Raw genomic sequence first — 23,970 nt, 5'->3', positions numbered from 1 at the left:
GAGGCGCTTCCTGCCAGCGCCTCCAGTTCTGAACCTCAATTGCTGGCCGACAGCACCAGCACCGGCTTGTCGCTGTAGAGCTTCGGGAACAGCGTCTTCAAATTCGCCACCTTTGGCAGGTCGTTGTAGACGATGTAGGGATAGGTCGGGTTGAGCGTCAGGAAATCCTGGTGGTACTCCTCGGCCGGGTAGAAGGTCTTGCCGGTTTCGATCGTGGTGACGATGGGCTTGGAAAACAGCTTGGCCTTGTCGAGCTGGGCGATATAGCTCTGCGCGATCTTCTTCTGCGCGTCGTTCTCGGCGAAGATCGTCGAGCGGTACTGCGTGCCCTGGTCCGGCCCCTGATAGTTGAGCTGGGTCGGATTGTGGGCGACCGAGAAATACACCTGCAGCAGCTGGCCATAGGTGACTTTGGAGGGATCGTAGGTGATCTCGACGGATTCGGCATGGCCGGTGCGGCCGGTGCCCACCGTCTCGTAGACGGCGTCGTCCTTGGCACCGCCGGTGTAGCCCGAGACCGCCTTGGTGACGCCCTTGACGTGCTGGAACACGCCTTGTACGCCCCAGAAGCAGCCGCCGGCGAAGACTGCCGTCTCGCTGCCGCCCGCGGCCTTTTCATCCAGCGCCGGCGGCGGGATCACCACGGCGTCTTCCGCCGAGACGGCCGGCGTCAGCCAGAAGGCGGCGCTCGCGACGGCGAGCGCGAAAGCTGCGAGCGCGCCGCGGACGAAGCCGTTCGAACGCTTCTTGATGTCGGTCATGGTTGCACTCCTGATGGCTTCCATTGAGTTCAGTCTATTGAATTAGCGTCGCCGGCGCGATGCGCGAGTCGCGGCGGAGGCTCACATTCGCGTGCGGCCCCGGCGGGTGCGTAACTCTCCGCCGCGGTTGACCTAATTGGCAGGCTTCATCGCATCCGTCGCCGGCTTCATCGCGTCAGCCGCCGGCTTCATGGCGTCCGCCGGTTTCATCGCATCGGCGGCGGGCTTCATGGCATTGGTGGCCATCGGGTCGGCCGGCTTCATCGCATCGGTTGCCGGTTTCATCGCGTCGGCGGCGGGTTTCATGGCGTTGGTGGCCTCGTCGGCACGGGCGATGCCGCCGGCCAGCATTGCCGTCGAGCACAAAGCGAGCGCGAGCGCCGGTAGCGTCAGGCGGGAAAGAACGGTCATGATGGTCTCCTTGGTTGGTGGCGCGCCCTTGCGGCGGCCGGCTGTTGCGGTGCCGCAGGCGCGGCGTTGCGCAATTTCTGGTCGGGCATGGTCTCTCCCCGCAAACGGGAAGTTCCCGGAGGTAAGCTAATCGGCGGCAGCGGCCAGGATCGGCCCGCCGCCCGGCGACTGCACCAGCACGGCGGTGCTGAGGCCATCGGCGGCCGCCGGCACGTCGAGCGTCGTGGCCTCTCCGGTCCAGCTGCCGAGTTTTGTCAGCGCATGCACGACATTGCCGTGCGGCAAGGTGCGGCCGGTGTTCTCGCCGCGCGCCACGGGCACCTCGACGACGCCCCTGGCATAGCGCACCAGCCAGATGTCGGCCTTGCCGCCCGGCACGCTCCCCGCGCCGATGCTGGCCTTGCCGCCATCGAGCGACAGCGACGGTCCCTTGATGCGTCCGCTCGCCGCGATCAGCCGTTCGATCTCGCCGGGCGCGGCGCCGACCGCGTCGGCATGGCCGTTGACCACCACCTGCGGCGTGAACGGCCCGTCATGGCCGAGCAGCGGCTCGTAGCTGACCTGGCGCTGCGTGAATTCCTGCCGGCCGAAAATGTCCTTCCAGCCGAGATAGTCCCAGTAGGTGACGTTGAAGGACAGCGCCAGCACGCCGGGCTGGTCCTTGACCTTGATCAGATTGGCATTGGCCGGCGGGCAGGACGAACAGCCCTGGCTGGTGAACAGCTCGACAACGGTAAGCGGCTGCGCCGCGGCGGCACCGAGCGAGGCCGCAAGCGCAAGCGCGCCCAGGCTGGACATTGCGAGGAACCTGCGGCGTTTGGCTTGCGACATCGGCTTGCTCCGTGGGACGGCGCTGCGATGCACCGGTCATGCCCCCATTTCGCCGCCATTCGCCGCTTCGTTACAGAGCTCACCGGTTTGTGATTGCTGGACGTTCCGGAATTGGTGAAGGCGGACGCGACAGCCAATCTCCCCCCTCGTGGGGGAGATGTCCGGCAGGACAGAGGGGGGCGCCGTAGAGCGCCAACCTAGTCTAGGCGGGACTCGACAGGCATCGTTGCGCGACGGAGGAGAATAGGCAGGGGGCAGGAAGTGGGGGTTCCGTGGACCCCTGGCAAGGTCGGCGGGACAGCGCCCCCCTCTGGCCTGCCGGCCATCTCCCCCACGAGGGGGGAGATCGGCAGCGTCACTGCGTCAGCACGGTTTGCGAGGGGCGCTGGTTGAAGTCGCATTTGCCCATCACGGTGTAGAAGAAGTCGGCGTTGACGACGGGCGCCGGCACCGCCGAGCCGCCGTCTTCCCAGGCCTGGTAGCCGGTCTGGCCGCACGGCACGGCGGTGAAGATGTCCACGGTCTGGCCGGTTGCGATTTCGGGCATGTCGGTCGGGCTGGTGCCGATATAGAGCCGGTTCGAGGTTTTCGGGTCGTTCGACCTGAGCGTGGTCGGCTGGGCCGGTTTGGCCGTCGCGGCGGAGGGCACGTTCATCTCCAGATAGAGCTGGTCCATCTGGCTGACGTCGATGACCGCGCCGGCGCTGTTGGCCGGGCTGGTGGTGCAGACGGTCTGCCGCATCACGCCGTTGCCGTCGGTGCTGGTGATGGCGCCGGAGGGCGTGTTGTCGAAATTGGCGACCGTCGTGGTGTTGCACACCTGCTGCTGCACCTGGGTAAGCGTGGTGCCGCTGACGGTGGAGACGGTGGTGGTGCCATAGCCCTTTGGATCGCCGCCCTTGTTGTAGACATAGCTGATCTGCATCAGCTTCTGCTTCGTGGTCGAACCGAATTGCGTGCCGTAGAGATACATCGTCTTGTCCCACCAGCCCGATGCCTTCTCGATCTTGAAGGTGGTCTGCACCAGGGCCGGCGCCTTGTTGACCGCCGAGGTGACGCCGACCGGCACGGTGTTGATCCTGGCGATCTGCATGAAGTCGGTCGGCATGGCGAAGCTCGCCGAGGCCTGCGCCGTGGCGGTGCCGTTGGCCGCGATGGTGAAGCTCACCAGCGTGGCGGTGCCTTGCCCGCCATTGGCGGCAAATGTGTCCTGTAGCATTTGCCGGCGGGCCGCCAGCGCCGTCGTCTTCGGCAGCGTGGTGATGGCCAGCGTCGCCGCGTCGAGCGCCTGCTGCATGTTGGACCGGGTCTGGACCGCACTGGTATAATCGACCGAGAAGCCGACCACGGTGACCAGCGGCACCAGGCTGATGAAGAACAGCGGCATCATCGAGCCGCCGCGCGAGCGGGCGAACCTTCCTGCAAGCCCCGGCATGTTTTCTACCCCAAGAGACGATTTATCTGCGCAGGAACTAACATGCGCCGGCAAACCGGCGTCTAAGATGATCGTTCAAAGTTTAAGCATCCGGCCGCTCCCGCTCGCCGTTTCGGGCTTTTCCGCCCGGTTCACCGCTTTGTGATGACCGGGGCGCCCCTTGCGCCGCAAGCCTTGCCGCAGCAAGCCGCCCCTGCTAAAGCGCGCGGCATGAGCACGCCCCTCGACCACATCAGGAATTTCTCCATCGTCGCCCATATCGACCATGGCAAGTCCACCCTTGCCGACCGCCTGATCCAGCTCACCGGCGGGCTGGAGCTGCGCGACATGAAGGAGCAGGTGCTGGACTCGATGGACATCGAGCGCGAGCGCGGCATCACCATCAAGGCGCAGACGGTGCGGCTGAAATACCGTGCCAATAATGGCGAGGACTATATCCTCAACCTCATCGACACGCCCGGCCATGTCGATTTCGCCTATGAAGTGTCGCGCTCGCTCGCCGCCTGCGAGGGCTCGCTGCTGGTGGTCGACGCCTCCCAGGGCGTCGAGGCGCAGACGCTCGCCAATGTCTACCAGGCGATCGACAACAACCACGAGATCGTCGTGGTGCTGAACAAGGTCGACCTGCCGGCCGCCGAGCCCGAGCGCATCCGCGAGCAGGTCGAGGAGGTGATCGGCATCGACGCTTCCAACGCCGTGCTGATCTCGGCCAAGACGGGCCTCGGCATTCCCGACGTGTTGGAGGCCATCGTCCACCAATTGCCGCCGCCGCGCGAGGGCGATGCTGCCGCGCCGCTCAAGGCCATGCTGGTCGACAGCTGGTACGACGCCTATCTCGGCGTCATCGTTCTGGTGCGCGTCATCGACGGCGTGCTGAAGAAGGGCCAGACCATCCGCATGATGGGCACCGGGGCCAAATACCTGGTCGAGCGCACCGGCGTGTTCACGCCCGCCCGCATCAATGTCGATGAGCTCGGCCCCGGCGAGTTCGGCTTCTTCACCGGCTCGATCAAGGAAGTGGCCGACACACGCGTCGGCGACACCATTACCGAGGACAAGCGTCAGACCGCGCATGCCTTGCCCGGCTTCAAGCCGGCGCAGCCGGTGGTGTTCTGCGGCCTGTTCCCGGTCGACGCCGCCGATTTCGAGGATCTGCGCGCCGCTGTCGGCAAACTGCGCCTCAACGACGCCTCCTTCTCCTATGAAATGGAAACCAGCGCCGCGCTCGGCTTCGGCTATCGCTGCGGCTTCCTCGGCCTGCTGCACCTCGAAATCATCCAGGAGCGGCTGGAGCGCGAGTTCAACCTCGACCTGATCGCCACCGCGCCGAGCGTCGTCTACCGGCTGCTCCTCAATGACGGCTCGGTGAAGGAACTGCACAACCCGGCCGACATGCCCGACGTGGTCAAGATCTCGGCCATCGAGGAGCCGTGGATCCGCGCCACGATTCTCACCCCCGACGACTACCTCGGCGGCATATTGAAACTCTGCCAGGACCGGCGCGGCATCCAGGCCGATCTCTCCTATGTCGGCAAGCGCGCCATGCTGACCTACGACCTGCCGCTCAATGAAGTCGTCTTCGACTTTTATGATCGCCTAAAATCGATCTCCAAGGGCTACGCCTCGTTCGACTATCATCTCACCGACTACCGCGAGGGCGATCTGGTGAAGATGTCGATCCTGGTCAACGAGGAGCCGGTCGACGCGCTCTCCATGCTGGTCCACCGCACGGCGGCGGAGAAGCGCGGCCGCCAGATGTGCGAGAAGCTCAAGGAGCTGATCCCGCACCATTTGTTCAAGATCCCGATCCAGGCCGCGATCGGCGGCAAGGTCATCGCCCGCGAAACCATCTCGGCCCTGCGCAAGGACGTCACCGCGAAGTGCTATGGCGGCGACGTGAGCCGCAAGCGCAAGCTGCTGGACAAGCAGAAAGAAGGCAAGAAGCGGATGCGCCAGTTCGGCAAGGTGGATATCCCGCAGGAGGCGTTTATCCAGGCGCTGAAGATGGGGGATTGAGGTCCGGCCTCCGGCCGAACGCATCGCCCCGGCGGGCAGCGCTGGTCATGGTCGGTGTCCGAAGACCTTCGCTTTGTGGATGCGGCTCACCGCACTCGTTGCTGCATGGGGGCGGGGCGCTGACGCTGCTTCCCTTCTCCCCTTGTGGGAGAAGGTGGATCGGCGCGCAGCGCCGAGACGGTTGAGGGGTGTTCCAGGGAAGTGAGGCGGTGGGGTTTTCTGGTTCGGTTGGTTGTCGACGTCCGCGCCAAGCTGGAGCACCCCTCATCCGACCTCGCTTCGCGAGGCCACCTTCTCCCACAAGGGGAGAAGGAAGAACCAGCGTTGGCGCTGCCTCACCTGACGATCAGGCTGCTAGCACTGGCGATGCTGATGGGCGGCAGGATGGCACTGGTTCCTCGCCCCACGGAGTGGGGAGAGGTGGCCCGGCGAAGCCGGGACGGAGAGGGGGCAGCGCCGAGTCCAGAAGGTTTCGTGTCGGGGGCAGGCCAGCTCAACATGGTCGCGCCTTCTCCTGCCCCGGCTTTTGCTCGCAGAGGGCGTCCCCCGCTCCGTCCCGGCTTCGCCGGGCCACCTCTCCCCCACTTCCGCGGGGGCGAGGAAATCAGGCAGCGCGTGGCTCACCCCTCCAGCCAAACCTTCTCGAAATGCTGCTCCAGCGCCTGGTGCTGTTCGCAGCCTTCGACGCCTTTGCGATACGTCCGATAGACCGAGCGCCAGTAGGGCTGGATGATGATGCCTGAATCGCGCAAATTCTTTTCGATGCCGGCCATGATCTCCTTGCGCTGGGCGGCGTCGGGGGTGGCGAGCGCCTTGTCGAGCAGCTCGTCGAACTCCTTGTTGGCATAGGCGCTTTCGTTCCAGGCGGCGCCGGATTTGTAGGCCAGCGCCAGCACCTGGACGCCAAGCGGGCGGCCGAGCCATTCGGTGCAGGAGAAGGGATATTTGCTCCAGTCGTTCCAGAAGGTGGCGGCGGGCAGCACGGTGCGCTTGATCTTGAGGCCGGCCTCGCGCATCTGCGCCGATATGGCGTCGCCGGTGCTCTTTTGCCATTCGACGTCGACCGAGATGAGGTCGTATTCATGGTCCGCCTTGCCGGATTCCGCCAGCAGCTTCTTGGCCGCCTCGACGTCGCGCTTGGCCGGGCCGATATCGGCATATTCGGGGTGCATGGGGCCGACATGGTGGTTGTCGGCGGGCTTGCCCCTGCCGCCGAGGCCGAGCGCCAGCACGGCCGAATTGTCGACGGCGAGCTGGGCGGCGCGGCGCATCTTGACGTCGTCATAGGGCGCGTTGGCGACATTGAAGCGGGCGACGATGGTGGAGCCGGTGGCGATCTCGGAATTCTTCAGGCCCATCTGCTCGGTCTGCGAAACCGCATCGGAAGCGGTCTCGTGGTCGGTGTCGATCTCGCCGGATTCGAATGCCGACAGCATGGCGTTGGGGTCGGATCCGTAGTCGATCCACTGGATGCCGTCGAGCCAGAACTCGCCCTTCCACCAGGGCTTGTCCTTGCGCTTCACCTCGGCGCCGGTCTCGGCATCCCACTTCACCAGCTCGCAGGGGCCGGTTGTGATCGAAAGCGCCTTCAGGGGATCACCGTCGCCCTCATAGGAGCGGTGCATGATCAAAGCGGGATAGTCGGCCATGCCGGCGATCAGCGAAATGTCGGGCTTGGGCAAATTGAGCTTGATCGTATAGTCGTCGACCTTCTCGATGCCGCCGTCGACCACTTTCTTGGTATCGGCATTGACCAGCGCGCCCATGCGCGCGGCGACGGAATTGCCGGCAACGCCGGCCTCGCACCAGCGGGTGAGGTTGTGGACGACATCGTCGGCGTTGAAGGCGTCGCCGTTCGACCAGGAGATGCCCTTGCGCACGTGGAGTGTGAGCGTCCTGGCGTCGTCGCTCATCTCCCATTTTTCGAGCAGCCAGGGCTCGAAGGAAAAATCGGTGTTCCAGCGCACCAGATATTCGTTGCAGTGGCGCGCGACGTTGGACATTTCGACGCCGTCGAAGGTGCGCGGATCCTTGAAACCCTTGACGTTCATGGCGACGCGCAGCACGCCGCCCTTTCTGGGCTCCGCCGCGCGCGCCGGCGTGGGCGCCAGCCCGCCCAGGGCAAAAGCGCCGGCAGCGCTGACGCCGAGCCCGGCCATCAGCGCCAGATATTCGCGCCGGTTGATGGCGCCGCTCCTGAAATCCTCGGCGACGGGTTTGGCCCGCGGGTGCAGTTTCCTGTCGGTCAGCATGAATTTCATCGTCGTTCCCTCTTGTTGGGCGCCCGGCCGACCGCGTGCGCGGGGGCGGATGCGGCTCGCCGGACGCCATTGCCTGAGGGATGATAGGGCGAGCTTACGCAGCGGAGTGTTCTGGAATCCGCAGGACTTGTGCGCTGCTCCGCAGGGAGGGGGCGCCTTTCCTCTCTCCCCCGCTTCGCGAGGGAGGAGAAAGAGAAGCTGCTAGCCCCAGATCATCAGCGCAACGAGCCCGACGATGCCGACCACCAGCCGCCACCAGCCGAACAGCGCGTAGCCTTTGCGCGAGACGTAATCGAGCAGCAGGCGCACCACCAGCAGCGCGGTGACGAAGGCGGCGACGAAGCCGACGGCGATGATCGGCAGGTCGGCCGACGTCAGCACGTTGCGGTTCTTGAACAGGTCGAAGGCGAAGGCGCCGACCATGGTGGGGATGGCGAGGAAGAAGGAAAATTCCGCCGCCGCCCGCTTGTCGACGCCAAGCAGCAGCGCGCCGACGATGGTCGATCCCGAGCGCGAGGTGCCGGGGATCAGCGACAGGCACTGGAACAGCCCGATCTGCAGATAAAGCCGGGTCGGGAAGCGTTCGACGTCGCGGTACATCGGCTTGAGGTTCATGCGGTCGACGGCGAGCAGCACCACGCCGCCGATGATCAGCATGATGCAGATCAGCCGCGGCGATTCGAACAGGATGGTCTTGATGAAATCATGCGCCAGCGCGCCGATGATGGCCGCCGGCAGGAAGGCGATGAGGATGCCGATGACGAAATGCCGCGTCAGCCGGTCATGCGGCAGGTCGAGCAGCATCTGCCACAACCGCCGGAAATAGACGCTCAAGATAGCCAGGATGGCGCCGAGCTGGATCAGGATCTCGAAGGCCTTGCCGGTCGAGTGGAAGCCGAGAAAGTGGCCGGCGAGCAGGATATGGCCGGTCGAGGACACCGGAATGAACTCGGTCAATCCCTCCAGGAGACCGAGCAGCAGGGCTTCGACGATTGTCTGGCTTTCCATTGGCTACCTCGGCATTCGCGGGATGGACTGACAGGCTTGCTTGTCATGGCGCCGAACTCCCCCTATAGGTCGCAACACCCTGACGGCCCGCTTACCGGGCGGCCAAGACTTACCGGTGCGCCCGGCGATTCGCCAGTGTGGCAATCCGGAATTCGCCACAGCCGGGAGGAGCGCGATGCGCGAATTCCGGATTCTGAGCCACACTGCCAACTTCAAGTTCTGGTGTGGTTTGGATTTGAAGTTCCTGAACGCAGATGCCGTTGAGGGGACAGGAAGTTCAAATCCAAACCACCAGTGCGCTTTATCATAGCGGAACCATGCTGACGCTTTTCCATCATCCCATGTTCGCCTCCTGCCGGTTCGTGCGCCTCGCTTTCGGCGAGTATGGCGAGGAGCTGGCCCTGATCGAGGAGAAGCCGTGGACGCGGCGCAAGGAGTTCCTGGCGCTGAACCCGGCCGGCACGCTGCCGATCCTTTTGGCCGAGGGCGACGTGCCGATCGTCGGCGCCACGGTCATCTCGGAATATCTCGACGAGACGCGCGGCGTCCTGAAGCGCGACAAGCGCCTGTTCGCCGAGGACCCGATGCAGCGCGCCGAGATCCGCCGGCTGACCGACTGGTATCTCCACAAGGCCGAGAGCGAGGTCACCCGACATCTGGTGCGCGAGCGCGTACTGAAGCCGGTCATGCCGGAAACCGCCGGCGGCGGCTCGCCCGATTCGGCCGCCATCCGCGCGGCGCGGGCCAACATCCGCCAGCACATGAAATACACCAACTGGCTGGCTGGCACCCGCCACTGGCTGGCCGGATCGAGGGTCACCTATGCCGACCTTGCCGCCGCCGCGACGCTCTCGGTGCTCGACTATCTCGGCGAGATCGACTGGCGCGAGCACACAGCGGCGCGCGAATGGTACACGCGGGTGAAGTCGCGGCCTTCATTCCGGCCGCTCTTGACCGACCGGGTGCGCGGCCTGTCGCCGGTGTCGCATTATGCGGACCTCGATTTCTGACGCCGCGAAACTGCGCGCGCTGATCGACGCGCAGGCGCGTCGCGCCGGCTTCGAGGCGGTCGCCGTCACCACCCCCGATGCGATCCCGCTGGCGCCGGCCCGGCTCGCAGCCTTCGTGGCGGACGGGTTCCACGGCTCCATGGGCTGGATCGCCGAGACGCTGCAACGTCGTAGCGAGCCGTCGAGCCTGTGGCCGCAGGTGCGTTCGATCGTCGTGCTGGCGATGAATTACGGGCCGGACCACGATCCGCGCGACCTGTTGGCCAGGCGCGACCGGGGCGCGATCTCGGTCTACGCGCAAAACCGCGACTATCACGACGTGATGAAGGGCCGGCTGAAGGAAATCGCCGGCAAGATCGTGGCGCGGGCGGGAGGCGACGTGAAGGTCTTCGTCGATACCGCGCCCGTCATGGAAAAGCCTCTGGCCGAGGCCGCCGGGCTCGGCTGGCAAGGCAAGCACACCAATCTGGTCAGCCGGCAGCACGGTTCCTGGCTGTTCCTCGGCACCATTTTCACAACCGCCGAACTGGTCCCCGACATGCCGGAGGAGGACCATTGCGGCTCCTGCCGCGCCTGCCTCGACGCCTGCCCGACCGATGCCTTCCCGGCGCCCTACCGGCTCGATGCGCGGCGCTGCATCTCCTATCTCACCATCGAGAACAAGGACCCGATCCCGCATGAATTCCGGGAAAAAATCGGCAACCGCATCTATGGCTGCGACGACTGTCTCGCCGCCTGCCCGTGGAACAAGTTCGCCAAGGTGGCGTCCGAGGCCAAGCTCGCCGCGCGCGAGGATCTACGCGAGCCGGCGCTGGCCGATCTCCTGCGGCTGGACGACACGGCCTTTCGCGCCTTCTTTTCCGGCTCGCCGATCAAGCGCATCGGCCGCGACCGCTTTGTCCGCAACGTGCTGATCGCCGCCGGCAATTCCCGCGATGCAGCGCTCTCAGATGCTGTGCGTGCACTGCTCGCCGACGCCTCGTCGCTGGTGCGGGGCGCGGCAATATGGGCGCTGGCGCGGCTGGTGCCCGAGGCCGAATATGCCGAACGCGCCGCAGCCGGTCTGCAAACCGAAAGCGACGCGGCCGTGCGCGAGGAATGGGCGCGGCCGGTTCCAGCCAGGGCGACTGACATGAGCGAAAAGCGGATATTCATCTTCGGTGCCGGCTATTCGGGTCAGGCTTTTGCGCGCGCCAACCGGGATTCCGCCACGACGGTCCGCGGCACGACGCGCTCCGCGGAGAAATTCGAGGCGCTCCGCCAGGCCGGCATCGCGCCGCTGCTGTTCGATGGCGCGCTGACCGGCGAAATCGGCGATGCGCTGGCAACCACGACCCATCTGGTGATATCGATCGCGCCCGAGGAGGCCGGCGATCCCGTGCTGAACGCCGCCCGCGCGGCGATCGTCGGGATGCCCGCGCTCGAATGGATCGGCTATCTCTCCACCGTCGGCGTCTATGGCGACCATGGCGGCGCCTGGGTCGACGAGACGGCGCAATGCCGGCCGGTGTCGAAGCGTTCGGCGATGCGGGTGACGGCCGAGCAGGACTGGCTGCGGCTTGGCCGCGAGATCGGCAAGCCGGTGGCGGTGCTGCGGCTCTCCGGCATCTACGGCCCCGGCCGCAATGCCTTGGTCAATCTGGAAAACGGCACCGCGCGGCGGCTGGTCAAGCCCGGCCAGGTGTTCAACCGCATCCACTGCGACGACATAGCCGGCGCGCTGTGGTATCTGATCGGCAGCAACAAAGGCGGCATCTTCAACGTCACCGACGATGAGCCGGCGCCGCCGCAGGACGTCGTGGCCTATGCCGCCGCGCTGATGGGCGTCACACCGCCGCCCGAAATTCCCTTCGAGGCCGCCCAACTTTCGCCCATGGCGCGATCCTTCTATGGCGAGAACAAGCGCGTCGCCAATGCGGCGCTCAAGGCGGCGGGATATCGGTTCCGCTTCCCGGACTACCGCGCCGCCTTCGACCATATGCGGGCAAGCGGCGACTGGCGCGACGGTGCGCCGCGCAGCCCGATGAAACGCTGACGCATTCCAGGAAACACGTGACACGGTTTCGGTTTGGAATGCGTCGGAAAAGAAAACAGGGCGGTTGACCTGTTTGTGAAAAACGGAACCGCTCCGGTGATCGAAGCCACGTCCATTGCGTGCTATGATTCGGGCTTGGGTTTGCGGCGGGGTTCATGGAGACAGCGATGCGGCTCGGCAAGCGTTCACGGCTGGCGGCGGCTTTTGGCCTGCTCGCCCTCACAAGTCTCGCCGCGCGGCCAGCAATGGCCGAGGAACGGGCAAAGGACCTGTTCGGCGCCGAGAAACTGCCGGCGGCGACCGCCCCGCAATCCTTCGGCTTCTACTCCAAGGGCTGCTTTGCCGGCGGCGTCGCCATCCCCATGGACGGCCCGACCTGGCAGGTGATGCGGCCGTCGCGCAATCGCCGCTGGGGCCATCCGGCGATGATCGCGCTGGTCGAGAAACTGTCGCGCGATGCCGTCGCCGACGGTTGGCCGGGCCTCCTGATCGGCGATATCGCGCAGCCGCGCGGCGGCCCGATGCTGACCGGCCATGCCTCGCACCAGATCGGGCTCGACGCCGATATCTGGCTGACGCCGATGCCCCGCCGGCCGCTGTCGAGGGCGCAGCGCGAGACGATGAGCGCGACCTTGATGGTCGACGAAAAGACGCATCTGGTGAAGGACGCGCTGTGGACGCCGGCGCATACGCGGCTTTTGAAGCGCGCGGCGAGCTATCCCGAGGTCGAGCGCATCCTGGTCAATCCCGGCATCAAGAAGAAGCTCTGCGACACCGTCAGGGGCGACCGCTCCTGGCTGCGCAAGATCAGGCCGTTCTGGGGCCACGACTATCATTTCCACATGCGCATCGGCTGCCAGCCGGGCTCGCCCAACTGCAAGGCGCAGGAAGCGACCCCGGCCGACGATGGCTGCGGCAAGCCGCTGGCCTGGTGGTTTACCGAGGAGCCGTGGCGGCCCAACAAGAACCCGGATGCGCCCAAGGCGCGCGATCTGATGACGCTGGCGAACCTGCCCAGGGAATGCCGCGCCGTCCTCGACGCGCCCGGGCCGGCCTCGGTCGAGGCCGCCACCTACCATGGCGGCACCGTGCCGGTCGCGGTCGCCGCGCCCGAACCCGAAGCGCCGTCGCTGCCCGTCACCGCGGCCAGCGGGACGGCCGGCCTGCCAGGCGTGGTGAACGCCTTCACCGCGACGCCGGAGATCGGCGTGCCGTTGCCGCGGCCACGGCCGGGAAACTGACTGGTCATATCTGACAACCCGTCTCCCGCGAGCAGGAGGGCCGGTATTGCAAACGCAGGATATGGGCCTTCGCCGCGTCGTCCGGTGGGTGGTCCTTCTGAACCTGGGATACTTCATCGTCGAATTCGCCGTGGCATCTGCGATCGGCTCCGTGTCGCTGTTCGCGGACAGTGTCGATTTCCTGGAAGATGCCTCGGTCAATTTTCTTATTCTCGTTGCCCTGGGTTGGGGCGCACGCAGCCGCGCAAGGGTCGGCATGGCTCTGGCGGCGATTCTTCTGGTGCCTGCCTTGGCGACGCTCTGGACGGCTTGGGCCAAGTTCAACCTGCCGGTCGCGCCGGCGCCGTTGCCGCTGTCGCTTGCGGGCGTCGGCGCCTTGGCCGTGAACCTGTCCTGCGCGTTCATGCTGGCGCGCTTCCGCCATCACAGCGGCAGCCTGACAAAGGCGGCCTTTCTCTCCGCGCGGAACGACGCCTTTGCCAATGTCGCCATAATCGCCGCGGGCCTTCTCACCGCCGCGATCTGGCATTCTGCGTGGCCCGACCTGATTGTCGGCCTGGGAATTGCCGCCATGAATGCCGATGCAGCCCGCGAGGTCTGGTCCGCTGCCCGCGAGGAGCACAAGGCGGCAGCCTAGTCGCGGCCGCTCGACTTCATAAATCGGTCGTGCGCACCATCGGTTTCGAAAACCGTTTCCCTTTTTTAACTCATGCGCTAGTCAACAGGAGAACGGCAATGGGCCGTCGGGCGCCGGGGACGGACGACAAAGCATGCCAAACACAGGCGACGACGACACGGCGCTGCGGTTCCCGATCCTGATCGGCGACATCGGCGGCACCAATGCGCGCTTCTCGGTCGTGCTCGACGCCAATTCGGAAGCCGGCGAGCCGGCGATCGTCCAGACCGCCAGTTACAACACCATAGACGAGGCGATCCAGGCGGCGGTGCTCGACCGCTCCTCGGTTCGCCCCAATTCGGCGGTGCTGGCGGTGGCCGGCCCGGTCGACGGCGACGAGATCGAGCTCACCAATTGCCCGTGGATCGTCAAGCCCCGGCAGATGTTCGCCAGCCTCGGCCTCAGCGACATCGTCGTGCTCAACGATTTCGAGGCGCAGGCGCTGGCCGTCGTGGCGCTCGGCGAAGAGCACATGGAAAAGATCGGCGGCGGCGCGCCGGAACCCGATGCCGGCCGCGTGGTGCTCGGCCCCGGAACCGGGCTCGGCGTCGCCGGGCTGGTGCACGCGCTGCGCCATTGGATCCCGGTGCCCGGCGAGGGCGGCCATATGGACATCGGCCCGCGCAGTGTCAGAGATTTCGAGGTTTTCCCGCATATCGAGAAGCTCGAGGGCCGCATTTCGGGCGAGCAAATCCTGAGCGGACGCGGCCTGGTCAACGTCTACCGGGCGGTGGCCAAGGCGGACGGCAAACCATCGCCCTTCACCACGCCGGCCGAGATCACCGCAGCGGCGCTTGCCAAGACCGATCCGGTTGCGCAGGAGGCGCTGGAGATCTTCGTCACCTGCCTTGGGCGCACCGCCGGCGATCTCGCCTTGGTGTTCATGAGCCGCGGCGGCGTCTTTCTCACCGGCGGCATCGCGCAGAAGATCGTGCCGGCGCTGAAACAGGGCAATTTCCGCACCGCCTTCGAGGACAAGGCGCCGCACAGCGAATTGATGCGCACCTTGCCCGTCTATGTCATCACCCATCCGCTGGCGGCACTTCTGGGCCTCGCCGCCTACGCCAGAAACCCTTCGCTGTTCGGCGTCCAGACCGCAGGCCGCCGCTGGCAGGCTTAGCCCTGCGGTCGCATGACGGAAACAGGCGTCGGTCCGGTGCCCGCGACGAAGTTAATCAGCCGCGGGCATAGGCAAGCCGGCCGCTTGGCGCTAAGAGGGGCGCCAGAAGGGATGCTATGTGCAGCCCGGTCCCACCAAGCGGAAACCACGAAGCGCTCCCGATTTGACACTCCAAGCTACACATAAGCAGAAAGCCACCCCAGGCCAGGTCTGGGCGGTGCTGCGCCGTATCATCGCCGAGAACGGCCGCGACTACCTGTGGTCCTACGTCTTTGCCGGGGCCTGCCTGCTGGCGGTGTCCTCCACGACCGCGTTCACCGCCTGGATCATGAGCCCGGTCGTCAACCAGATATTCTACGAGCGGCGCGGCGATCTGATCGTGTGGATTTGCGCCGGTATCATGGGTGCCTTCCTCGTGCGCGGGTTCGCCGGCTACGGCCAGGCGGTGACGCTGGCCACGGTCGGCAACAACCTGGTTGCGCGCTACCAGCGCCGCATCTTCGATCACCTGATGAAGCTCGGCGTCGGTTTCTTCAACGACACGAGATCGGGCCGGCTGGCAGCGCAGGTCAACGAGAACGTCAACGGCATTCGCGACCTGCTGTCGATGACGCTGACGTCGATCGCGCGCGACGGGGTGACGCTGTTCGGGCTGCTCGGCGTCATGATCTACCAGGATCCGGTCCTGTCGCTCAGCTCGCTGGTGATCGGACCGCCGCTCATCTACACCGTTGTCTATCTGATGCGCCGGGTGCGTCGCATCACCCGCGAATCGGTGCAGATCAACTCGCGGCTGATCGGCGCCATGCAGGAAGCCACGCAAGGCATCGCCATCGTCAAGGCCTTCACCATGGAGGACGAGCTGTCGCGGCGCATCGGCCAGCTCGCCAACAGCGCCGAGCACCGCGGCAACAAGATCGCCCGGGTTTCGGAACGGCTGTCGCCGATTTCCGACATGCTGGCCGGTCTCGCCGTCACTGGCGTCATCGCTTATTCCGGCTATCGTGCGCTCGTCCTCGGGCAGCCGCCGGGCGCCGTCTTCTCCTTCATCACCGCGCTGATGCTGGCCTACGACCCGGCAAGGCGGCTGGCGCGCATGCAGGTCGGCATGGAGCGCGCGTTGGTCAATGCGCGCATGATCTACGAAATCCTCGATCTCGAACCGCAGCAGGGCGACGCGCCGGGAGCCGCCGAGGCGAATTTCACCACGGGCGAAGTGCGGTTCAACAATGTGAGCTTCCGCTATGTCGAGGAGGCGCCGGTCCTGCAGGACCTCAGCTTCGTCGCCGCCGCCGGCAAGATGACCGCCATCGTCGGCGCCTCCGGCGCCGGCAAGACGACGCTGGTGGCGCTGCTGCAGCGTTTCTACGACGTCGAGGCGGGTACGATCGAGATCGACGGCCAGGACATTTCGAAGATCACCAAGCAGTCGCTGCGCAGCTCCATCGCCTATGTTTCGCAGCAGCCCTATCTGTTCGAAGGCACCATCCGCGACAACATCCGCTATGGCCGGCTCTCCGCCACTGACGCCGAGATCGAGCAGGCGGCGCGACTGGCCCAGGCCGACGGCTTCATCCGCCAGCAGCCGCTGGGCTACGACACGCCCGTCGGCGAAAACGGCGCGTCGCTGTCGGGCGGCCAGCGCCAGCGTGTGTCGATCGCCCGCGCCATCGTCCGCCAGGCGCCGATCCTGCTGCTCGACGAGGCGACCTCGGCGCTCGACAACGAGGCGGAAGCCAAGGTCCAGGAAGCGCTGACCCACGTCATGGAGGGGCGCACCACCATCGTCATCGCCCACCGGCTGTCGACGGTGGTCAATGCCGACCACATCATCGTGCTGGAACAGGGTCATCTGGTCGAACAGGGCACCCATGCCTCGCTGATGGCCGATCCGCACAGCGTCTATTCCCGCTTCCACCGGGTGCAGGGCAGGAAGGGCCTGGGGCTTGTCGATGACGGCGCGCCGATCCAAACTCCGGCGCCAGGGCCGACGCAAACTATCGAGACGCAGGGCATCGCCGGGAGCGCGAGATGAGTGAAACGCCGACAGCCGACAGGCCCGCGGGCGATATGGGCCTGGTGGTGGTGGGCGCCGCCGGCCGCATGGGCCAGACGCTGATCCGCGCCATCCACGCAATGCCGGGTGCACGCGTCGCCGGCGCGATCGAGCGGCAGGGATCGCCCTATCTCGGCAAGGATGCGGGCGAGCTTGCTGGCATCGGCATCATCAATGTGGCGATATCGGACGATCCGCTGCCGGCCTTCGCCGGGGCGGACGGCGTGCTCGATTTCACCGCCCCGGCTGCAACCGTCGAATTCGCCGGCTATGCGGCGCAGGCGCGCATCGTCCATGTCATCGGCACGACCGGCTGCTCGTCCGACGACAATGCCAGGATCGCCGCCGCGGCGCGCCACGCGACGATCGTCAAGTCGGGCAATATGAGCCTCGGCGTCAACCTCCTGGCGGTGCTGGTCGAACAGGCCGCGCGCGCCCTCGACGCCGGCGATTTCGACATCGAGATCCTCGAAATGCATCACAGGCACAAGGTCGACGCGCCGTCCGGCACCGCTCTGCTGCTGGGCGAAGCCGCCGCCGCGGGGCGCGGCGTGCCGCTTGCCGGCAACGATGTGCGGGTTCGCGACGGCCACACCGGCGTGCGCAAGCCTGGCTCGATCGGCTTCGCAACGCTGCGCGGCGGCTCGGTGGTCGGCGACCACAGCGTCATCCTGGCCGGCACCGGCGAGCGCATCACGCTCGCCCACCATGCCGAGGACCGCGCCATCTTCGCCCGCGGCGCCGTCAAGGCAGCCCTTTGGGCGCATGGCAAGAAGCCCGGCCTTTACTCGATGCGGGACGTACTCGGGCTTGCCTGAACGACCCTGAACCGTCTTCGTCCCCATGCAATTCCGGACAGAAAACCGCTTCCCACTTCTGCTGGAATTGCTCAGATCCCAGAGGAGCAAAAATGTCGAGAACCCTCGTGCTCGTGCGCCATGGCCAGAGCGAATGGAATTTGAAGAACCTGTTCACCGGCTGGCGCGACGTCGACCTGACCGAACAGGGCCACGCCGAGGCCAAGGCGGCCGGCCAGAAGCTCAAGGCACGCGGCCTGAAGTTTGACATCGCCTTCACCTCGGCGCTGATCCGGGCGCAAAAAACCTGCCAGCACATCCTCGACGCCGTCGGCCAGAGCGAGCTGAAAACCATCCGCGACCAGGCGCTGAACGAGCGCGACTATGGCGACCTCTCCGGCCTCAACAAGGACGACGCGCGCAAGAAATGGGGCGAGGAGCAGGTGCACGTCTGGCGCCGCTCCTACGACGTGCCGCCCCCCGGCGGCGAGAGCCTGAAGGACACCGGCGCCCGCGTCTGGCCTTATTACCTGCACGACCTCCAGCCTCATGTGCTGCGCGGCGGCACGGTGCTGGTCGCCGCCCACGGAAATTCGCTGCGGGCGCTGATCATGGCGCTGGACGGCAAGTCGGGCGAGGAGATCGTCAAGCTGGAGCTCGGCACCGGCGTGCCGGTCATCTACACGCTCAACGCCGATTCCACCGTGGCCTCGAAGGAAGTGCTGGAAGGCTGACCGGTCCGGGGCCGGCAGTCAGAGGCTGCGGTTCTGGCCGGGCATGATCTTTTTGTGAAAGCCGGTCCCACCTTTCGGGATCATGTTCCAAAAACCGCGTTGACACACACCGCTTGCCCGCTTATTGAGCCCGCACCAGCCCAGATGGCGGAATTGGTAGACGCGCACGGTTCAGGTCCGTGTTCCGCAAGGAGTGGAGGTTCGAGTCCTCTTCTGGGCACCAAATTCCCGTTTCGAACCGTTCGAAGGTTCGGAGACCCAACAAAAAAGCCCGGCTCGTCCGGGCTTTTTTTGTTGGGTGCACGATCGCTCGCATGGTCATTCCCGCCGACGGAAAGCCGCTGGGACTTGCCCGACATCGTGCGCACGCCTCTTGGGAAACGTGCGCTGTCGACGACCGTGCCCTTATCGCACCGATCCCGTTACCGTCCGGTCCACGGCGGGAACGGATTTGCGGTCGTTGCCGGCAAGTGCGGCTATGATCAGCAGGCTGGCGACGACCGGGACGAAAAGAACCGCCACGCGGGCTTGCACGTAAAGAATGGCGCGCCATTCATTGCGCTTGTCAGGGCTGTCGCTCATCATACACTCTCTGTCATGCCCCTCCGGGCGCTGACATAGCGACGAACGGTTAAACAACCACTTCCGAAATCGTTAATCGACGGAAATTGCGCGGATTCAGTTCAATCCGATCCGCCTTGCGCCTTGCCGGAACAATGCCTCCGCATCTGCTTCGAAACGGAACGTGCCGATGAAATCGTCGGCACGGTAGTCCGGCAGCGCCTTGCGGATGGCGGCGGCGAAATTGCGTGCCTCGTCGAGCCGACCGGCCAGCGCCAGGCAGTGTGCAGCGATCGCCAGGATGATGGCGTGGGCATTGGGCCGCGCCGCCGCCTTCAGCGCCCATTCGGCCGCTTCCTCGAACTGGCCGAGCCGCACATGCGCCATGGCGCGCGCGCCCAGCATGCCGAACAACAACGGGTCGAAGGGGCTGAGATGGCGCGAATGGTCGGAAGAGCCGATCGCCGCCTGCGGATCGCCGGACTGCGAGTGGACGAAGGACAGCGCATAGTGGCCGAGCGCGAAATTGGGGCTGAGCTCCACTGCCCGTTCCAATTCGAAGAGCGACCCGTCCTGTTCGCCGCGCAACCACAGCGCCCGGCCCATTGCCCAGTGCGCGGCAGGGTTCTGTTCGTCGACCAGGAGACTGTGCCCCGCTGTCTCGTAGGCCAGCGCGCTTTCGTGGTCGCGGTCGCCCCAGCGCTGGAAAGCGCTTTGCCAATGGGTGAAGGACAGGCCGGCATGGGCGCGGGCGAAGGTCGGGTCGAGCGCCGTCGCCACGCCGAAGAAGTGCTGCGCCAACTCGTTTTCCGGCTGGGTGAAGCGGTACATGTGCCAGAGGCCGCGGTGATAGGCTTCCCAGGCGTTGAGCGAGTTGGGCGCCTTCAGCATCGCGCGGTTGCGTTCGACCGTCTCGATCTCGGCCGAGATAGACGAGACGATCGCGTTGCCGATATCGTCGAGCACGCCGAAGAGGTCGTCGGCCCGGCGCTCGAAGCTCTCGGCCCAGACGATCCTGGCCGTGCGAACCTCGATGAGCTCGACGGCGATGACGACGCGGCCGGCCACGGTGCGCACCGTGCCGGTGGCGACATAGTCCACATTCAGCTTGAGCCCCGCTTCCTGCGGCGCGATGTTTTTCTCGGCGAGCGCGAAGACCGAGCCGCGCGCGATGACGAAGAAATCCCTGAGCTTGGCCAGGCGCGTGATGATGTCATGGGTCAGGCCGTCGGCGATCCCGCCGCGCGTGCCGCAAGGGCCGGCGGCCTCGACGAACGGCATCACCGCCAGCGAGGCGTGGCTGGGCTCTACGCCCGCCGGAGCGGGCGACGGCGGCGATGCCGCGATGCCGACGGGCTGCGCCGAAAGCCGATCTACAGCGGGCCGATCTACCGACGGCTTGTCGCGTAGCGCCTGCCATGCCGCGCGCACCGGTCCGAAGTCCAGCCCTTCCGATTGAAACAATTGCGCCGTCGCCGTCAGATGCTGCTCGGCCGCGCCGATGGCGCCGCGCCCGGCCAGATGCGTGAGCAGCGCCAGATGCGCGCGGCCGTCGAACGGCGCCAGCTCCACCCACCGGTCGAGACCGGCGGCTGCTGCTTCCGAACCGGGCGGAAGCGCCGCGACCAGGTGCTCCAGCACGGCGGCGTGACACGATTGGAAGCGGCGTCGTTGCGCGATCAGCCAACTCTCGAAAAACGGACTGCGGTCGAGCTCCAGACCGTCGAGAAAGTCGCCGGCGAACAGCTCCGACAGTGACCGCAGGCGCTCGGCGTCGAGCGAGGCGATCCCTTGCGCGGCGGCGGCGCCAACCTCCAGCGCGTCGACGAAACAGCCGTCGAGGCGCAATGCGACCGTGTCGTCCTGTGTCTCGACCCGACGGTGCCCCGGCTCGTCGAGGACGGCGCGAAGCTTGCTGAGGCACCAACGCAACTCGCCCCTGGGATCGTTCGGAACATCCCACAAAAGCTCGCACAGCCGAGCGCGTCCCACCGGATGCGGCGCCAGCGCCAGATAGGCAAGCAGCGCGCGCAGCTTGCGCGATGCCGGCAATTCGGCCCGCACGCCATCGCGCACGACCGCAAACGGGCCGAGCAGGCGCACGGCAAGAGCGGGCTTGCCGCGATCCAGGCTCGGTCGAGCGGATTCCACGTGCATTTCCACGCTTGCTCCCACGCTTCCTCCCACGTTGGCCGGTCGGCCCTCGTTTTATCACCGAACACGGCATGAACGCACCCGGTTTGCGAGTTGCGCGCCGGGATGCGGGCAGCCGCATTGCCGGCACGTCGAGCGACCCTAGCGCGGCAAGGTCTCGAAACCTCGCCGCCCAAGCCGCCGGTTTGTAACCGGCCCGTGACCGCAAGGCACCAACACAGACGAGGAGACCAGATATGTTGCAGCAAGCAAGAATCAGAACCACGGCCGGCCGCGGCCGCCTGTTCGACAGCATTTTGGACACGGTCGGCGACACGCCGGTCATCCGCATCAACAATCTCGGCCCGGCCCACGCGACGATCTACGTCAAGGCCGAGTTCTTCAACCCGGCTGCCTCGGTGAAGGACCGGCTGGCGCTCAACATCATCGAGGAGGGCGAGCGCAGCGGCGCGTTGAAGCCGGGCCAGACCATCGTCGAGGCCACCAGCGGCAACACCGGCATCGGGCTCGCCATGGTCTGCGCGCAGAAAGCCTATCCGCTGGTCGTCACCATGGCCGACAGCTTTTCCGTCGAGCGCCGCAAGCTGATGCGCATGCTGGGCGCCAAGGTGGTGCTGACGCCGCGCGCCGAAAAGGGTTTCGGCATGTACAAGAAGGCCGTAGAGCTGGCCGAGGCCAATGGCTGGTTCCTGGCGCGACAGTTCGAAACCAGGGCCAACGCCGCCATCCACGAGGCGACGACGGCGCGCGAGATCATCAATGATTTCGCCGGCTCGCGGCTCGATTGCTTCGTCACCGGCTACGGCACTGGCGGCACCGTCGTCGGCGTGGCGCGCGTGCTGCGCCGTGAGCGGCCGGATGTCCGCATCATCCTTTCCGAGCCGGCCAACGCCCAGCTCATCGGCAGCGGCAAGGCGCAGCAGCGCGGTGCCGACGGGGCGCCCGCCGCCAGCCACCCGGCCTTCGAGCCGCATCCGATCCAGGGCTGGACGCCTGATTTCATCCCCAACGTGCTGCAGGAAGCGGTCGACGCCGGCCTCTATGACGAGGTGATGCCGATCGCCGGACCCGAAGGCATCAAATGGGCCAAGGCGCTGGCGCAGAAGGAAGGCATCTTCACCGGCATTTCCGGCGGCGCCACCTTCGCCGTGGCGCGGCAGGTCGCCGAGAAGGCGCCGGCCGGATCGGTGATCCTGTGCATGCTGCCCGACACCGGCGAACGCTACATGACGACGCCGCTGTTCGACGGCATCGATGCCGAGATGGACGCCGACGAGACGGCGCTGTCGCGCTCGACGCCCGGCTGCCAGTTCCCGGCGGCTTGACGGGAGGCTGTCATGGACGTCGCGCAGGAAACCCTTGCCACTGTGGCCGAGGAGACGCTTGACCCCTCGGACTGGGCCGATGTGCAGGCTTTGTCTCACCGGGTCATCGACGATGCCGTCGACTATCTGCGCGACGTGCGCGACCGTCCGGTCTGGCGGGAGGTGCCGGCTGACGTGAGGGAGGTCTTCGCTGCACCCCTGCCGCGAACCCCGGCGCGGCTGGCCGCCGTCTATGGCGAGGTTTCCCGCACCGTGATGTCATACCCGATGGGCAACATCCATCCTCGCTTCTGGGCCTGGTACATGGGCTCGAGCAACTTCACCGGCGCGCTCGGCGATTTCCTGGCGGCGATCCAGGGCTCCAATCTCGGCGGCGGCAACCATGCCGCCGGGCTGATGGACTGCCAAGTCGTCAACTGGTGCAAGCAAATGCTGGGGTTTCCTGTCTCGGCCAGCGGCACGCTGGTCAGCGGCGGTTCGATGGCCAACATGATCGGGCTGACGGTGGCGCGCAACGTCAAGGCCGGCGTCGACGTGCGCGAGCATGGCGTTGCCGCCATCGAGAAACCCCTGCGCTATTATGGCTCGGACCAGCTCCATTCCTGTCACCGCAAAGCCATGGAGGCGCTCGGCCTCGGCAACCGGGCCTTGCGGCGAATACCGACCGATGCCGGGCTGCGCATCGACATCACTGCCTTGCGGGCGGCAATTGCCGAGGATCGCCAGGCGGGCTTCAAACCGGCCTGCGTGATCGGCAATGCCGGCACCGTCAACACCGGAGCGATCGACGACCTGCGGGCGCTTGCCAAACTGGCGCATGAGGAAGAGCTCTGGTTCCATGTCGATGGCTGCATCGGCGCCCTGGTCGCCATCGCCCCGCAGAACGCCCATCGGGTCGCCGGCATCGAATGGGCCGATTCGATCGCGCTCGATCCGCACAAATGGCTGCACGCGCCGTTCGAGGCCGGCTGCGCCCTGGTCAGGGACGCCGTCGCCCATCGCCGTACCTTCGCCGTGACCCCCGAATATCTGGAATCGACGCCGCGCGGTCTCGCCTCCGGCGAATGGCTGCACGACTACGGTTTGCAGACGTCGCGCGGCTTTCGCGCGCTCAAAGTATGGATGGCGCTGAAGGAGCATGGCGTCGACAAATTCGGCCGCCTGATCGACCAGAACATCGCGCAAGCAGCCTATCTAGCCGGACTGATCGAGGCCGAGCCGTCGCTGGTGCTGATGGCGCCGACCACGATCAACATCGTCTGCTTCCGGCATCGGCTTGCCGGGGCGTCCGGCGAGGAGCTTAAGCGGTTCAACACGGAGATCATGCTGCGTTTGCAGGAACAAGGCATTGCGGCACTGTCGGACACGACGGTGCATGGCCAGCATTGCCTGCGCGTGGCGATCACCAACCACCGGACCCGGCGCGACGATCTTCACCTGCTGGTGCGGGAAACGCTGCGGCTGGGACGCCAGATCGCGGCGGCGGCGGCTTCCTAGTTCGCGGCGGCCATGCGATTCTGCCGGCATGATTCGAAAGG

At 66.1% G+C, this 23,970-nt stretch carries 19 protein-coding genes, 1 tRNA gene and 1 pseudogene; 13 read left to right on the top strand and 8 right to left on the bottom strand.

Features of this window, described 5'->3' with window-relative positions:
- Positions 1 to 35: 35 nt before the first annotated feature.
- The 4 genes from msrA to LB566_RS17670 all read right to left on the bottom strand — a co-directional run bounded on the left by msrA (position 36) and on the right by LB566_RS17670 (position 3,438).
- Positions 36 to 761 carry a peptide-methionine (S)-S-oxide reductase MsrA gene (gene msrA / locus LB566_RS17685; protein ID WP_224625320.1) on the bottom strand — a complete coding sequence of 242 codons (726 nt, stop codon included), beginning with the start codon at positions 759 to 761 and terminating at the stop codon, positions 36 to 38.
- A gap of 132 nt (positions 762 to 893) precedes the next feature.
- Entirely contained in the window at positions 894 to 1,172 is a 279-nt protein-coding gene (locus tag LB566_RS17680; RefSeq protein ID WP_224625319.1) for a hypothetical protein, read from the bottom strand.
- 126 nt (positions 1,173 to 1,298) lie between these two features.
- Positions 1,299 to 2,003, bottom strand: a complete 705-nt coding sequence (locus LB566_RS17675) for a DUF1223 domain-containing protein (RefSeq protein ID WP_224625318.1) — start codon at positions 2,001 to 2,003, stop codon at positions 1,299 to 1,301.
- Between the two features lie 355 nt (positions 2,004 to 2,358).
- Positions 2,359 to 3,438 carry a TadE/TadG family type IV pilus assembly protein gene (locus LB566_RS17670; RefSeq protein WP_224625317.1) on the bottom strand — a complete coding sequence of 360 codons (1,080 nt, stop codon included), beginning with the start codon at positions 3,436 to 3,438 and terminating at the stop codon, positions 2,359 to 2,361.
- A 210-nt stretch (positions 3,439 to 3,648) separates the two neighbouring features.
- Between LB566_RS17670 and lepA the strand changes: the two genes are divergently transcribed.
- Positions 3,649 to 5,454: a translation elongation factor 4 gene (lepA, locus tag LB566_RS17665; protein WP_224625316.1), complete on the top strand. Its 1,806-nt coding sequence runs from the start codon at positions 3,649 to 3,651 to the stop codon at positions 5,452 to 5,454.
- A gap of 620 nt (positions 5,455 to 6,074) precedes the next feature.
- On the opposite strand, the gene LB566_RS17660 is transcribed toward lepA, so the two are convergent.
- Both LB566_RS17660 and LB566_RS17655 read right to left on the bottom strand, forming a co-directional pair.
- Entirely contained in the window at positions 6,075 to 7,715 is a 1,641-nt protein-coding gene (locus tag LB566_RS17660; RefSeq protein WP_224625315.1) for an ABC transporter substrate-binding protein, read from the bottom strand.
- A 201-nt stretch (positions 7,716 to 7,916) separates the two neighbouring features.
- Positions 7,917 to 8,723, bottom strand: coding sequence for an undecaprenyl-diphosphate phosphatase (locus LB566_RS17655; RefSeq protein ID WP_140551739.1), 807 nt, complete (start codon positions 8,721 to 8,723; stop codon positions 7,917 to 7,919).
- Positions 8,724 to 9,040: 317 nt separating this feature from the next.
- Between LB566_RS17655 and LB566_RS17650 the strand changes: the two genes are divergently transcribed.
- The 10 genes and pseudogenes from LB566_RS17650 (at position 9,041) to LB566_RS17605 (ending at position 18,615) form a co-directional block, all read left to right on the top strand.
- Entirely contained in the window at positions 9,041 to 9,733 is a 693-nt protein-coding gene (locus LB566_RS17650) for a glutathione S-transferase family protein (protein ID WP_140491712.1), read from the top strand.
- A pseudogene (queG, locus tag LB566_RS17645) lies at positions 9,714 to 10,859 on the top strand (tRNA epoxyqueuosine(34) reductase QueG); the annotation flags it as partial. The gene LB566_RS17650 and the pseudogene queG, both read left to right, overlap by 20 nt.
- 6 nt (positions 10,860 to 10,865) lie before the next feature.
- Positions 10,866 to 11,768 (top strand): SDR family oxidoreductase, encoded by a 903-nt coding sequence (locus LB566_RS17640; RefSeq protein WP_224625446.1) that lies wholly within the window; start codon positions 10,866 to 10,868, stop codon positions 11,766 to 11,768.
- Between the two features lie 155 nt (positions 11,769 to 11,923).
- On the top strand, positions 11,924 to 13,009 hold the full coding sequence (mepA, locus tag LB566_RS17635; protein ID WP_224625314.1) for a penicillin-insensitive murein endopeptidase: 1,086 nt from the start codon (positions 11,924 to 11,926) through the stop codon (positions 13,007 to 13,009).
- 61 nt (positions 13,010 to 13,070) lie between these two features.
- Complete coding sequence (locus LB566_RS17630) at positions 13,071 to 13,646, top strand: cation transporter (protein WP_224625445.1); 576 nt, start codon at positions 13,071 to 13,073, stop codon at positions 13,644 to 13,646.
- Between the two features lie 133 nt (positions 13,647 to 13,779).
- Positions 13,780 to 14,805, top strand: coding sequence for a glucokinase (locus LB566_RS17625; RefSeq protein WP_224625313.1), 1,026 nt, complete (start codon positions 13,780 to 13,782; stop codon positions 14,803 to 14,805).
- Positions 14,806 to 14,968: 163 nt separating this feature from the next.
- Positions 14,969 to 16,840: an ABC transporter ATP-binding protein gene (locus tag LB566_RS17620; RefSeq protein ID WP_224625312.1), complete on the top strand. Its 1,872-nt coding sequence runs from the start codon at positions 14,969 to 14,971 to the stop codon at positions 16,838 to 16,840.
- Positions 16,837 to 17,679, top strand: a complete 843-nt coding sequence (dapB, locus tag LB566_RS17615) for a 4-hydroxy-tetrahydrodipicolinate reductase (RefSeq protein ID WP_140551731.1) — start codon at positions 16,837 to 16,839, stop codon at positions 17,677 to 17,679. Before LB566_RS17620 ends, dapB begins: the two co-directional genes overlap by 4 nt.
- 92 nt (positions 17,680 to 17,771) lie before the next feature.
- Positions 17,772 to 18,392, top strand: coding sequence for a 2,3-bisphosphoglycerate-dependent phosphoglycerate mutase (locus LB566_RS17610; protein WP_224625311.1), 621 nt, complete (start codon positions 17,772 to 17,774; stop codon positions 18,390 to 18,392).
- A gap of 138 nt (positions 18,393 to 18,530) precedes the next feature.
- A tRNA-Leu gene (locus tag LB566_RS17605) sits at positions 18,531 to 18,615 on the top strand.
- A 182-nt stretch (positions 18,616 to 18,797) separates the two neighbouring features.
- Here the strand turns inward: LB566_RS17605 and LB566_RS17600 are convergent.
- Positions 18,798 to 18,974 (bottom strand): hypothetical protein, encoded by a 177-nt coding sequence (locus tag LB566_RS17600; protein ID WP_181165187.1) that lies wholly within the window; start codon positions 18,972 to 18,974, stop codon positions 18,798 to 18,800.
- 96 nt (positions 18,975 to 19,070) lie between these two features.
- Entirely contained in the window at positions 19,071 to 21,110 is a 2,040-nt protein-coding gene (locus LB566_RS17595) for a transcriptional regulator (RefSeq protein WP_224625444.1), read from the bottom strand.
- Between the two features lie 233 nt (positions 21,111 to 21,343).
- Between LB566_RS17595 and LB566_RS17590 the strand changes: the two genes are divergently transcribed.
- Positions 21,344 to 22,432, top strand: coding sequence for a PLP-dependent cysteine synthase family protein (locus LB566_RS17590; protein ID WP_224625310.1), 1,089 nt, complete (start codon positions 21,344 to 21,346; stop codon positions 22,430 to 22,432).
- A gap of 12 nt (positions 22,433 to 22,444) precedes the next feature.
- Complete coding sequence (locus tag LB566_RS17585) at positions 22,445 to 23,929, top strand: pyridoxal phosphate-dependent decarboxylase family protein (protein ID WP_224625309.1); 1,485 nt, start codon at positions 22,445 to 22,447, stop codon at positions 23,927 to 23,929.
- Positions 23,930 to 23,970 lie beyond the last annotated feature (41 nt).

The sequence above is a fragment of the Mesorhizobium sp. CA13 genome, assembly GCF_020165235.1.
Taxonomy (GTDB): domain Bacteria; phylum Pseudomonadota; class Alphaproteobacteria; order Rhizobiales; family Rhizobiaceae; genus Mesorhizobium.
The sequence above is the reverse complement of the archived record's forward strand: the minus strand, read 5'-3'. Positions and strand labels throughout refer to the sequence as shown.